The sequence below is a fragment of the Phormidium yuhuli AB48 genome (genome assembly GCF_023983615.1).
Taxonomy (GTDB): Bacteria; Cyanobacteriota; Cyanobacteriia; order Cyanobacteriales; family Geitlerinemataceae; genus Sodalinema; species Sodalinema yuhuli.
In genome coordinates, this window is the sequence record NZ_CP098611.1 from 3,824,332 (window position 1) to 3,837,044 (window position 12,713).

General features: G+C 51.1%; 10 protein-coding genes. 5 read left to right on the top strand and 5 right to left on the bottom strand.

Annotation, left to right across the window (positions count from 1 at the left end; translation table 11 throughout):
• Positions 1–96: 96 nt before the first annotated feature.
• A complete protein-coding gene (locus NEA10_RS16395; RefSeq protein WP_252662432.1) occupies positions 97–1,056 on the bottom strand; it encodes a DUF1822 family protein in 960 nt (319 codons plus the stop codon).
• Positions 1,057–1,080: 24 nt separating this feature from the next.
• Positions 1,081–1,728: a sigma-70 RNA polymerase sigma factor region 4 domain-containing protein gene (locus NEA10_RS16400; RefSeq protein WP_252662433.1), complete on the bottom strand. Its 648-nt coding sequence runs from the start codon at positions 1,726–1,728 to the stop codon at positions 1,081–1,083.
• 317 nt (positions 1,729–2,045) lie between these two features.
• On the opposite strand from NEA10_RS16400, the gene NEA10_RS16405 reads away from it, so the two are divergent.
• On the top strand, positions 2,046–2,792 hold the full coding sequence (locus tag NEA10_RS16405) for a hypothetical protein (RefSeq protein ID WP_252662434.1): 747 nt from the start codon (positions 2,046–2,048) through the stop codon (positions 2,790–2,792).
• Between the two features lie 52 nt (positions 2,793–2,844).
• Here NEA10_RS16405 and NEA10_RS16410 read toward each other — a convergent pair whose 3' ends face one another.
• Positions 2,845–4,407 (bottom strand): calcium-binding protein, encoded by a 1,563-nt coding sequence (locus NEA10_RS16410; protein WP_252662435.1) that lies wholly within the window; start codon positions 4,405–4,407, stop codon positions 2,845–2,847.
• Between the two features lie 65 nt (positions 4,408–4,472).
• Entirely contained in the window at positions 4,473–6,515 is a 2,043-nt protein-coding gene (locus tag NEA10_RS16415; RefSeq protein WP_252662436.1) for a calcium-binding protein, read from the bottom strand.
• Between the two features lie 450 nt (positions 6,516–6,965).
• Here NEA10_RS16415 and speA point away from each other — a divergent pair, with 450 nt between their 5' ends.
• On the top strand, positions 6,966–8,903 hold the full coding sequence (gene speA / locus NEA10_RS16420; RefSeq protein WP_252665386.1) for a biosynthetic arginine decarboxylase: 1,938 nt from the start codon (positions 6,966–6,968) through the stop codon (positions 8,901–8,903).
• Between the two features lie 137 nt (positions 8,904–9,040).
• On the opposite strand, the gene hrcA is transcribed toward speA, so the two are convergent.
• A complete protein-coding gene (gene hrcA, locus NEA10_RS16425; RefSeq protein WP_252662437.1) occupies positions 9,041–10,138 on the bottom strand; it encodes a heat-inducible transcriptional repressor HrcA in 1,098 nt (365 codons plus the stop codon).
• 185 nt (positions 10,139–10,323) lie between these two features.
• Between hrcA and NEA10_RS16430 the strand changes: the two genes are divergently transcribed.
• The 3 genes from NEA10_RS16430 (at position 10,324) to argB (ending at position 12,653) form a co-directional block, all read left to right on the top strand.
• A complete protein-coding gene (locus NEA10_RS16430) occupies positions 10,324–10,905 on the top strand; it encodes a shikimate kinase (RefSeq protein WP_252662438.1) in 582 nt (193 codons plus the stop codon).
• Complete coding sequence (locus NEA10_RS16435; RefSeq protein ID WP_252662439.1) at positions 10,889–11,584, top strand: SAM-dependent methyltransferase; 696 nt, start codon at positions 10,889–10,891, stop codon at positions 11,582–11,584. Before NEA10_RS16430 ends, NEA10_RS16435 begins: the two co-directional genes overlap by 17 nt.
• Before the next feature lie 154 nt (positions 11,585–11,738).
• Positions 11,739–12,653, top strand: coding sequence for an acetylglutamate kinase (gene argB / locus NEA10_RS16440; protein WP_252662440.1), 915 nt, complete (start codon positions 11,739–11,741; stop codon positions 12,651–12,653).
• The last annotated feature ends 60 nt before the right edge of the window (positions 12,654–12,713 follow it).

Here is a 12,713-nt window from a genome sequence, read left to right on the forward strand (position 1 = left end):
ACACACATCAAGGTAACAGCGGGCCAAGCCAAAGCCCGCTGGCCTTGACTACCTCTTGCTATCCCCTGGCTGATGGCCTATTATTTCTTACCATCGTTAAAAGGAAAACGTCTCGACCAAACTCACCGTTTCCCGTTGCAGTTTAAGTTTAAAGATTTCATCAGGTTCTACACTAAACTCTAGCCGTAATGCAGGAGTTCCTCTTGATTGAGTTTGCATGATCACATCATCTTGATAGTCAAGAATCATCATGTTTAAATCGGACGGAAGTGAGGACCCCACTGCGGGAATGAGTTGAACTCGGATGTCAATTTCCGTTTCACTCAGTGGATAGACCCCTACTTCTAGGGCAACAATTTGTCCATCACTAAACTGAAGCTGTTTGGCTCGTTGAATACCGGCTTGAATGGAAGGATTTCGAAAGGTAACCGCCATCACGGGTGTTCGTGTTTCAGGGAATAATTCTTCCCAAATGAACTCATCAGATAACCTCTCCCACCCCGCCTGAAACTGATCCTGAAGCCAGTGACGCAGACGAACTCTGGCGGGAGAAGAACGGGACTGTGATAGAACTGGAAATAGACCAGTGAGGCTATTCCAGCTCGTCAGGGGCGTTTCGGATGAGGAGACCGTTTCCCGGAAGCCAAGCAGGTAAGCATAATCATAGGTTTCACTAAAACCCACTGCAATATAGCCGAGTCGATTATCGAAGGCTTCAGGAGAAATATAAACCATGAGGTCATGGCTGTTCTTATCGAGAGATGTGGGATGGGCGATCGGCGGTTCTACTAAGCCACATTCTAAGGTTCCGAGTCCCGGAATCGGTAGTTCAGTCACATCGGATAAGAGTTGCTGAACCGGATTCCAGAGTGAACTAATATTAAAATCTGTGGTAATTCCCATACATTGAGCATAAAAATTAACCGCGTGGAGTGCCAAAACTTGGCGATACACTCGATAAGCTTTGGTGGTTTGCATATATCGTTGACGAAATATTTTTGCCACATCTCGTTGATGATTCGTCAAAGGAACTGTAAAGAAAGTATTGAGTTTCATGTGTTTTAGGAAGGCAAAACTCTATCAAGGATTGGTGTCACGAATTGTTGATTCAATATAGGGTGAAAGATTACGCAGGCAAGTTTGATAGAAGGTACTCAAGGTTGAAACTTTTACGGAAAATTCCTCAGATATTTCCTGCCATTGATACCCGTCGAGGCGTCGTAGGACAAGAATTTGAAAATTTACCTGAGGATAGGTCACTAAACAGCACTCTCGAAAGACTCCATCTGGGTCGTCCTCAAAACATTGTCGAACTAAATCAGACAAAAAGGGTTGATCTTCTCCAAAAATAAGATTCCATTCGGACGGGGATAGTAACCGTTCCTCCAAAGGTTCAATAATGATATTTCTTTGAGAACTAATCCTCCGATACGAGACATCTTTGAAAAAACGGCGTTCCAATAACACATTAACCCAGCGCATTACGGGAGCCCGCTCGCTATCATATTTATCAATAGACTGACAAATATAGTAAAACAAGTTCTGCAATGCCTCAGAGCGGTAATCTTGATATCGATCCGGAGACAGTCCCGGGCCGGGAGGATAACTAAGACGACCGGAGTTAATGAGTCCATTAATCAACTGAGTCAAGGCCACTTGTCGAGCTGGGCTTCCAGGAGGAGTGTGCTGTGCATCTAACGCGAGTTGGTTTAACTGCTCATCATCCATAGTCGCGGTCTATGTAGCATCTCGGATTCAGCCTTGAAACTGGGGTATAGATCGCTCTAGGGAGTTCTGTCTATTCCTTAGCTGATGCTGAACCTCGGCGATACTCTCTGGGGTGTTCATAAATCTGTCGGTCGCTGAGAGCGATTTTTACGGAGATCTCCGCAATTTGTTACAAAAATTTACAGATTTAGTCCCAACCTCAGGGTTTGACCGGTGGTCAATGTTACTCTAAATCAGGATTGGACTGGACAATATCCATTTTTGTTAGAAAGAATATTGACATTTTAACCATTATACTGTATTAGGAGTCCTATTAAATGAGACCTGTTTTATCACAATCGATTCAAGTTCTGAGCCTAGCCATCGTCAGTTCAGCAATGTTGCTGAACAGTTGCGATAACTTCTCCTCAGCTCAGGAGCAGTCTGAAGACCTCGCTATTCAGGATGCTAGTGTTGAGGAGCCGATACAGTCCGACTCAGCAGCAGCGTCTCCAAGAGATGTGAGTCCTGTCGCCGTTGAGGAGCCGCCATCGGCAGCTTCCTCTAATATCCCTGATCCCCAGCCTTCAGGAGACCTAGCACAGGCCCATAGGGAGACCGCTGAGCCAGCTCCCTTGTTTGCTGAGGTTCTCCCCCAGGTCCGCTCAACTACCGAGATTCCCATTCGTCTTCCCAGTTACGTTCCCATTCATGAGGATGACCGAACACCGCTTTACGTTGAAGCTGAAGCCACGGAAGACAGTTACCAAATCTATTTATCCCTGGCCCCTAACTGTCGCGGAGCCACGGCCTGTTCCTACGGGGTCTTCGCCGCCAGACGTACAACGGATGGGGACTATTATGGGGTGGGTGAGGACTTTGCCGAGACGGTTTCCCTCAATGACGGGATTACTGGGAACTTCAATCCCATGATCTGTGCTGCATCCTGTTCTCCCCCTGTGATCGAATGGTCACAGGAGGGAGTTCGTTATCGGATTGCACTCAAAGGTATTGGCCCGGAAGATGAGGAGGCGTTGGAGAATCTACAGGGCCTTGCAAATTCGGCGATCGCCAACGACCCCTAAACCATTTCAACATCATCTAGGGGTCTGAGTTACGCTATCAACTCCGATTGGCTCAGGCCCACCCCACGGCGGAGGTACTAACCACCGTATTGAGGTCTGGGGTAATTTCTACGGTGTAATCAAAGGGAGACGAGAGACTGGTATCCACTTGAGTCATGCGGGAGCCGTCAGGATTGCGGGGGCCAAAAAACGACTCTGCACTGACCACAAGATTTCCCGCCTCATTGGTGGTGATGTCCTTAATCGTGAGAGTGTTACTGTTCCCATTATTTAACACCGCTGAGAGGAAGGCGGCATCGAGAAGTTCCCCCGTCGCGGGGTCAATGCGACCTAAGACCCCAACTTTGGCGCCGCCACCTGGCCCGTAACTCCGTAACCAGTTCTGGGTGACGTCTCCTGTGGCCCGTCGCCAATCTTCACTGGGACTTCCCTGGGTTCCATCAGTACTAAAGACCCCATAGAGATTCGTTCCATCCCAGAACAGTCCTTGGCCCCGTCCGTCAGCACCGGTGGACTCATAATCCGTACGAACCCAGTTATTATCGGGGTTTTCGCTGTCAAAACTGACGATAATCGGGTCTTGGTTGATGCTACTTTGCTGCCAGAATCCGATATAAATGGTTTGACTTCCCAGGGTTAGCCGTTGTGCATCGGATGCAGCCAGGGTGGCTTCGTCGGTATTGGGGGTAAATTGAACGGCCGTGGAACTAATTGCAGCGGGAAGGGGTGCAAACTCATCATCAGGGAGGTCGTCATCATCCCCGAGTCCCAAATCGGAGTCCTCATCGAGATCCAAGTCAAAATCGAGTAAATCCGGTTCTTCTGCGTCGCTGTTGATATCCAGTTGCACCACCGGGTCACTGATATTTTTGAGAATAGCGAGAAAGTCGCCGCTGGTGCGATCGCGAATCACCGTATCCCCAGCAAACTCTCCCTCTCCCGCCAGAAATTCCAAACGGTCTTCCGTCAATCCTTCAAACAAGACTAAGGAATCTTCATTGGGGGTATAGTCCAAAATCAGATCCGCCTGAGCCAGTTCCGCGTTCCCCATCCCTGGGGTGAGGACAAAGGTATTGGACCCCTCACCGCCGATGAGAGTATCAGTCCCCGAGCCACTGTAGAGAGTATCATTACCGCGATCGCCACTCAGGAGATTATTCCCCTCTCGGGCCAAAATCCAATCATCCCCCTGGCCCCCATAGAGGCTATCATCTCCCGACCCAGCATAGAGGGTATCATTCCCCTCATTGCCAAACAGAAAATTCTCACCCTGGCGACCTTGAATCAGATCATCATCCGCACCACCGACGAGGGTATCGCCTCCCGCGCCACCAAAGAGGGTATCATTCCCCAAATCACCACTCAGCAGATTGTTTCCCTGTCTGGCGATGAGGATGTCATCCCCTTGTCCGCCATAGAGCGCATCATTTCCCTCACCGGCTTCAATCACATCTTGGCCGGGACCGCCAAAAATCCAGTTATTTCCACCCACTCCGGCGATGGTATCATTTCCCGCCGCACCGAGAATCAGTTGACTCTCAGAATTACCGATGAAGCGATTATCCGTATCATCGAGGGTGACCAGAGTCAGGCTATTGAGATCAAAGGAAAGCATGGGAATTTACGCTGAATTAGATAATGTAGATGCACCGCCATAGAGGCTCGATGACAGTGTAGCGCCTATGCCCAACCCACGGCTGAAGTACTGATGACAGTATTCAAATCGGGTGTAATCTCCACGGTGTAATCAAAGGGGGACGAGAGAGTATCATCCACTTGAGTCATCCGAGAACCATCAGGATTACGGGGAGAAAACCAGGAGTTTGCACTCACCACAAGATTTCCCGCCTCATTAGTGGTGATGTCGGTGATTTGCAGGCTATTGATCCGACCCTCCTCATTTAACCGCGATGAGAGGAAGGCGGCATCGAGAAGGTCTCCGGTACTGGGGTCAATGCGACCTAAAACTGCTACTTTCCCTGTGCCACTTCCGTAACTCCGTAACCACTGCTGAGTGGCACCTCCTGTGGCCCGTCGCCAATCTTGACTAGGATCTCCCTGGGTTCCGTCGGTACTGAAAGTAGCGTAAAGATTCTGGCCATCCCAGAAGAGTCCATAGCCTCGTCCGTCAGCACCGGTGGACTCGTAATCGGTGCGAACCCAGTTATTAGCCGGGTTTTCGCTGTCAAAACTGGCGATAATCGGGTCTTGGTTGATGCCAGTTTTCTGCCAATAGCCAATATAGATGGTTTGACTTCCCAAGGTTAGCCGTTGTGCGTTGGATGCGGCCAGAGTGGCTTCGTCTGTAGTCGGGGTGAACTGTACTGCTGTGGTACTAATTGCAGCGGGGAGGGGTTCTGAGATGACGTCCTCCTCGTCCCCAACAGGAGGTTCTTCCTCCTCGTCTTCAACGGGAGGTTCTTCCTCATCCTCCTCATCCTCCTCATCTTCCTCATCTTCCTCCTCGTCCTCAACGGGAGGTTCTTCGTCCTCCTCATCTTCTACCGGAGGTTCTTCAGAGTCATCGTCCTCAACGGGGGGGTCATCTTCTACAGGAGGTTCTTCAGAGTCATCGTCCTGAACGGGGGGTTCACCTGCTACAGGAGGTTCATCTTCTACAGGAGGTTCTTCAGAGTCGTCAGCTATATCCTCGACTGGAGTATCAGACTCCATCTCATCAAACTCAAAGTCTTCTCCAAGTCCAATCTCCATATCGGGAGCATCCAAATCACTGGCCATCTCAATCTCCTGAGGGTTTGTGATGTGCTTGAGGATAGCGAGATATTCTCCGGTTTCACGATCGCGAATCAGCGTATCTCCAGCCAACTCTCCCTCTCCCGCCAAAAACTCTAGGCGATCGCCATGTAATCCCCCCATCAACAATAGAGAGTCTTCATTGACGGTGTAATCCGCAATCACATCAGCGAGTGAGGCCTCCATTCCCCCAGTGTTCGGAGTCAGGACAAACACATCCCGTCCCTGTCCGCCATGAAGGGTATTCTGACCCCGACCCCCATAGAGGGTGTCATCTCCCATTTCACCGTAAATCAGGTCATCTCCTAGACCCCCCATCAAGAAATTATTGCCATTTCCCCCATAAATGGTATCGTTGCCAGATCCCGCAAAAATGGTGTCATCACCTGAATCACCAAAAATCAGGTTATTCCCCCGCCTGGCTGAAATATAGTTATTCCCATCTCCGCCATAAATGGTGTCATCCCCTGAGCCACCATAGATAGAATCATCGCCTAAATCACCACTGAGCAGGTTATTCCCCATTTCGGCAATAATCACATCATTGCCACGTCCGCCATAGATAGAATCATCCCCATTCCCACTATAAAGGACATCATTTCCTGGGTTACCAAATAGGAAATTATTGCCCTCTCTAGCAAATAAGACATTATTCCCAGCACCACCAACCATTGTATCCTGACCGCTGCCCCCATAGAGGGTATCGTTGCCCAGGTCTCCACTGATAAAATTATTCCCGTCATTCACAATGATGAGGTCATCCCCTTGTCCCCCATAGAGGCTATCATCACCAGAACCCCCTTCGATGACATCATTACCAACACCACCCAAGATCCAGTTATTACCACCCCCAGCAAAAATGGTGTCGTTCATAATTCCACCGATAATGAGTTGGTTTTGTCCATTTCCCATGAATGTATCAGTGGTTTCATCAAGGTAAACTAGGGCAAAATCGTTTATATCTAGCATAGTCATTTCCCGCAAGGTAGTATGTGAATTTCTGGATGGTTAGATGCTGGATTAAAACGAAAAACCAACTCAAACGAGTATTGCTTACGTTGCTTTACATTTACGGTCTGTTGCCCAAATTTTCCGGAGATGAGTTTGATAGTTTTGTCTTATTGATATTAGATAGGTTTTTAATAAAAACTCCCTAAAAATACTGTTGTTTTTATCTGTTTTATATTTTTGGATTCTTATTTATCAGGGATTTTACGTATCTTTTACTTGCTCAAAAGACTTGATTGATAAGTTGACCAAAAACATCAGTGAAATCACGGATTTTGGAGCGATCGCCCCCCACCCTCCACGGAGATCGTCCAACTCAGCCCCCAACTCCCGAGACAACTGCGATACACTGTGGACTCAGTGACCCCTGTCAGGAGAGTAATCCCCATGGTTGATTCAGCCACATCCCCCATGAGTGACACCGTTTCCCAGAATGGGACAGGTCCCCAACCCCCCTCATCCTCCTCTTGGACCATCGAAGATAGCGAAGACCTCTATCGCATCCGGGGTTGGGGAGATCCCTATTTCGGGATTAACTCCGCCGGCCATATCACCGTCTCTCCCCAGGGCGATCGCGGCGGGTCGTTAGATCTCTATGAACTGGTGGAGGCCCTCAAAAAGCGCAACCTAGAACTCCCCCTACTGCTGCGTTTTAGCGATATTCTCGAAGACCGTATCGAACGGCTGAACGCTTGCTTCGCCAAGGCGATCGCCCGCTACAACTATCCGGGAGTCTATCGAGGGGTCTTCCCCGTCAAGTGCAACCAGCAGCGCCACATCATCGAAGACTTAGTACGCTTCGGAAACCCCTATCACTTCGGCTTAGAAGCCGGTTCCAAACCAGAACTCCTCATCGCCTTAGCCAGCCTCAAAACCCCCGATTCCCTACTCATCTGTAACGGCTACAAAGATCGCGGCTATATCGAAACCGCCATGTTAGCCACCCGCTTAGGCCAACACCCCATCATCGTCCTGGAACAACCCGAAGAAGTGGAGTTAGTCATCTCCGTTAGCCAACAGTTGGGAATTAAACCCGTGGTGGGAGTTCGTGCCAAACTGAGTGCTAAAGGAATTGGTCGCTGGGGAGGGTCCAGTGGCGATCGCGCTAAATTCGGTCTCACCATCCCGGAAATCATCACGGCTGTCGACCAACTCCGCCAGGCCAACCTCCTCGATAGCCTACAACTGCTGCACTATCACATCGGTTCGCAAATCTCCTGTATTAGCGCCATCAAAGACGCCATCCGCGAAGCCAGCCAAATCTACGTGGAACTGGCCCAACTCGGCGCGAAGATGCAATATCTCGATGTGGGAGGCGGCTTAGGAGTCGATTACGACGGGTCCAAAACCAACTTCTACGCCTCGAAAAACTACAATATGCAGAACTACGCCAATGACATCGTGGCGGAAGTTAAAGAAGCCTGCGACGAGAAACAGCAAGCCGTCCCCACCCTCATCAGCGAAAGTGGTCGGGCCATCGCCTCCCACCACTCCCTCCTTATCTTCAATGTCCTCGGAAGCAGTGACGCACCCTCGGGGATTCCCGAAGTGGGGCCCGAGAAAGAACATCTGATTTTACGCAACCTGCGGGAAACCTACGACTCCATCACCCCGGAGACGTACCAGGAGGCCTACCACGATGCGGTTCAGTTCAAAGATGAAGCCACCAGTATCTTCAGTTTTGGCTATCTCAGTCTCAGGGAACGGGCCAAAGCTGAACAACTCTACTGGGCCTGTTGTCGTAAAATCTATGACATCGTGCGCCAGCAAGCGGATGTTCCGACGGAATTAGAGGTTCTGGAAAAGACCCTGGCCTCGATGTACTACGCCAATCTCTCCATTTTCCGCTCCGCACCCGATAGTTGGGCGATCGAGCAATTATTCCCCATTCTCCCAATCCACCGTCTCAACGAGGAACCCAGTTTACGGGGAACCCTGGCCGATCTCACCTGTGACAGTGACGGAAAAATTGATCGCTTTATCGATCGCCTACAAAGCAAATCCATCCTGGAACTCCATCCCCTCAAACCGGGAGAACCCTATTATCTGGGGATGTTCCTTGTGGGGGCCTACCAGGAGATTATGGGAAATCTCCATAACCTCTTTGGAGATACCAACGCGGTTCATATCCACCTCACTCCCAATGGCTACGAAATTGAACATCTGGTCAAGGGAGATACGATGACGGAGGTCTTGGAATATGTGGAGTACAACGCAAAGGACTTGCTAGAGAATGTCCGCAAGGCCACTGAAGCCGCGTTACAAACGGGCAAAATCTCGATTGAGGAGTCTCAGCGGCTTTTGCAGAACTATGAACAGAGTTTGCGGAGTTATACGTATTTGGCTTGAAGAAGGCAAGAGGCAAGAGGCAAGAGGCAAGAGGCAAGAGGCAAGAGGCAAGAGGCAAGAGGCAAGAGGCAAGAGGAGAACCACAGAGTCGCGGAGGACACAGAGTGGGGGCGAACGGCTATTCGCCCTCTCCTTCTTTAACTGTCCATGAGACTGAGTTGGTGGGAGAGGTAGTCGGCGGCGGCTTGGACCATGGTGATGGCCCCGTCGTAGGTCATGCGGGTGGGGCCGAGGAGACTGAGACTTCCGACGGCTTGGGACCCTCGGCGATAGGTGGCTGAGACGAGGGTGCAGGAGCGGATCGGTTCTAGGGGATTCTCAGACCCGATGCGGACATTGACTCGGCGATCGCCCCCCGGCCGTTCTGAGGGTTCAAAGATTAGGGGAAATAGTTGTTCCTGTTCTTCCTCCAACAGTTGCACCAGAGACTGAATCTGTTGCAGTTCCGTAAACTCGGGTTGGCGCAAGACTTCCGCTAAGCCACTGATGGCCATGGGACTCATCAGTGGCTGTTCGAGGCGTTGGGCCAAATCCACAAATAGGGTTTTGAGACTGTCGGCGTAGCGTTGGAATTGGCGATCGAGTTCTCCCCAATCTAAGGCGGCTAAGTCGGCGATCGCTTTTCCCCGTAATTGGCTGTTGAGGAAGTTGGAGAGGATTTGTAATTCGCGATCGAGAATGTCCGGATCAAGGCCATCCTCGCCGTCATCGTCGGGACTGGGGACACTCATCAACATGGATTGGGTTTGATAGGCATCGGTGACCACAATCAGCATCACCTGACCGGGGTCGACTTGCAACAGTTGCAAATGCCGCAAACTGGCGGTGTGCAGTTGTGGGAGGGAGATAAGGGTGATGTAACCGCTGAGGGTTGAGAGAATCTGGGCGGCCCCCCGTAACACCGCCTCTAAACTCCAGGTTTCCCAATTGAGGCGTTCTGTGAACAGCCGTTGGGCCTGATCGGCGAGGGTATCGGAGGGAGTCATGAGATAGTCCACATAGACTCGATAGCCGAAGTCTGAAGGAACCCGGCCGGCGGAGGTGTGGGGTTGATATAACATTCCGGCTTTTTCCAGAAGTCCCATCCCCGAGCGAATCGTAGCCGAACTCACACTTAAGTTATAGTCATCCACCAGGGATTTTGAGCCGACCGGTTCCGCCGTCGCAATGTAGTGACGGACGGTCGCCCAGAGAATCTGTTGTTGTCGATCCGTTAACGCGAATTGCCCAGTCATTGATATCTATGCTGAAGGGTTCAGGTGTGAAGCTAGTAATCTTAAAAAAGGTTTTATGTTCTCCCTATCATAGACTGAGACTTCCGAGATGGGGGTTCAGGAAGAACGATCGCCCCTGAGGGTCTAGCTTTTCCCGATTGCCAAAGCCGGATAAACTAGAGGACGCACATTGTCCAAGGCGCTCCATGTCCGCGAAAGACCTTCTGCAAGGACTCAACATCTATCTCGTCGGGATGATGGGGTCTGGGAAAAGTACCACCGGAACCCACCTGGCGCGTCAGCTTCGCTATCGTTATTTTGATACTGACAGCCTCATTGAACAGGTTGCAGGACAGTCGGTGAGTGAGATTTTTGCCCAAGAGGGGGAAGCAACTTTCCGAAAACTGGAATCTCAAGTTCTCTCGCAACTGTCGGCTTACCAGCGTTCGGTCATCTCCACAGGGGGCGGAATTGTGGTGGATTTAAATAACTGGAGTTTCCTCCGCTATGGTTTAGTGATCTGGTTGGATGTGACGCCAGCGGTGTTAATCCAACGTCTCCAAGATGATGAGAGTCGCCCTCTGTTGCAAACTGATGATCCTCTCAAAACCCTGCAAGAGATACTAGAGGAACGGCGATCGCGCTATGAACAGGCGGATTTACGCATTGAGGTCGCCTCGGGGGATAGCCCGGAATCGGTGAGCGATCGCATCATCGCCGCCATTCCCGAGGTCTTAAAAACTCGCTCGACACCCCCCGATGGGAGGACGAATGGGACTAACCCTTAAACAGGTGGTTCCCTGGGGGCGATCGCTGGCCGACTACCGCCAGATGTTCGCCCTCACGGACCTAGATTTAGAAGCTTCAATTCTCGACTGTGCCGGGGGTCCCTCCAGTTTCAACGCCGAAGCCACGGCCCAGGGAACCTCAGTCATCTCCTGTGATCCCATCTATCAGTTCTCCGTCGAGGAGATTCAGCAACGGATTCAGGACACCTATCCCCAAATTATCGCCGCCCTCGAAGACAACCGCGATCGCTTTGTCTGGGACCAGTTCACCAGCCCCCATCATCTGGGGGAAGTCCGCCTAGCCACCATGGATCGCTTTCTGGAGGATTTCCCTCAAGGAATCCAGCAAAACCGCTATCTAACCCAGACTCTCCCCCAACTCCCCTTCAAAACCGGTGAATTTGACCTGGCCCTCTGTGGCCATCTCTTATTTAGCTATTCCCAACAGCTGGACTTAGAGTTTCACCTCAACGCCATCCAAGAATTGGCCCGCGTCGCCCGAGAGGTGCGAATTTTCCCAATTGTGACCAACTTCGCCGGTGATATTTCCCCCCACCTGACCCCCATTTTGGAACAACTCCCCCAAGCGGGCTATCATCTGACGGTGGAAACAGTCCCCTACGAGTTTCAGCGGGGTGGAAACGAACTGTTAAGGGTGGTCCCGCCCCATTTCCCCTAATCTCCCCCTGAACTGTTCACCATTAACCGTTTGCCCGATACCCTTAGGGGTTAACTGTTAACGGTTCACGTTTTATGGGTGCGCCGCGTCTCCTCCCAGGACGGGTTAGGGGTCGGTTGTATCCCGATTTATTCTCTGTTTTCTACTTTTCAACATGGCCAACGAACGTAAAGACCTCCAAGACGCCGACGCAACCCGAGTTAAGGTTCTCAGTGAAGCCCTTCCCTATATTCAGCAGTTCGCGGGACGCACCGTGGTGATTAAGTATGGCGGGGCGGCCATGAAGGATTCCCAACTGAAAGACAAAGTGGTTCGCGACATCGTGTTCCTCTCCTGTGTAGGCTTACGGCCGGTGGTGGTTCATGGTGGCGGTCCGGAAATCAACACCTGGCTGGAAAAACTCAACATCGAACCGCAATTTAAGGATGGCCTGCGGGTAACCGATGCCCCAACCATGGATGTGGTGGAAATGGTGTTGGTGGGACGGGTGAATAAGGAACTCGTCGGCCTGATTAATGCGGCTGGGGGCCAAGCGGTGGGACTCTGCGGTAAGGATGGTAATTTGATTCAGGCCCGTCCCCAGGGTAAGGAGGGGATTGGTTTTGTGGGAGAGGTGGCCTCGGTGAATCCGTCCGTGATTGAGTCTCTGGTGGAAAGTGGCTATGTCCCGGTGGTGTCCAGTGTGGCGGCGGATGAGACGGGCCAGGCTTATAACGTCAATGCGGATACGGTGGCTGGGGAGATTGCGGCGGCCTTGGGGGCGGAAAAACTGATTCTGTTGACGGATACCGCTGGGATTCTCCGGGATTATCATGACCCCAGTACGCTGATTTATAGTTTGAACATTCAGGAAGCCCGTCAGTTGATTGAGGATGGTGTTGTGGCGGGGGGGATGATTCCTAAGGTCAATTGTTGTGTGCGATCGCTGGCCCAAGGGGTGGGGGCGGCCCATATTTTGGATGGTCGTATCCCCCATGCGTTACTCTTGGAAATTTTCACGGATTCGGGAATTGGGTCGATGATTGTGGCGTCGGATTATACTCGTTCGATTTGGGAGTTGAATAGTTAGGGAACAGGGAACAGGGAACAGGGAACAGGGACAATGTAAGGGCGTACCTTTATGGTCGCC

Excerpts from the sequence above, each read along its gene's own strand:
- NEA10_RS16395 (WP_252662432.1), bottom strand. The coding sequence starts at position 1,056 with ATGAAACTCAATACTTTCTTTACAGTTCCTTTGACGAATCATCAACGA.
- NEA10_RS16400 (WP_252662433.1), bottom strand. The coding sequence starts at position 1,728 with ATGGATGATGAGCAGTTAAACCAACTCGCGTTAGATGCACAGCACACT.
- NEA10_RS16405 (WP_252662434.1), top strand. The coding sequence starts at position 2,046 with ATGAGACCTGTTTTATCACAATCGATTCAAGTTCTGAGCCTAGCCATC.
- NEA10_RS16410 (WP_252662435.1), bottom strand. The coding sequence starts at position 4,407 with ATGCTTTCCTTTGATCTCAATAGCCTGACTCTGGTCACCCTCGATGAT.
- NEA10_RS16415 (WP_252662436.1), bottom strand. The coding sequence starts at position 6,515 with ATGCTAGATATAAACGATTTTGCCCTAGTTTACCTTGATGAAACCACT.
- speA (WP_252665386.1), top strand. The coding sequence starts at position 6,966 with ATGAGTGACACCGTTTCCCAGAATGGGACAGGTCCCCAACCCCCCTCA.
- hrcA (WP_252662437.1), bottom strand. The coding sequence starts at position 10,138 with ATGACTGGGCAATTCGCGTTAACGGATCGACAACAACAGATTCTCTGG.
- NEA10_RS16430 (WP_252662438.1), top strand. The coding sequence starts at position 10,324 with ATGTCCGCGAAAGACCTTCTGCAAGGACTCAACATCTATCTCGTCGGG.
- NEA10_RS16435 (WP_252662439.1), top strand. The coding sequence starts at position 10,889 with ATGGGACTAACCCTTAAACAGGTGGTTCCCTGGGGGCGATCGCTGGCC.
- argB (WP_252662440.1), top strand. The coding sequence starts at position 11,739 with ATGGCCAACGAACGTAAAGACCTCCAAGACGCCGACGCAACCCGAGTT.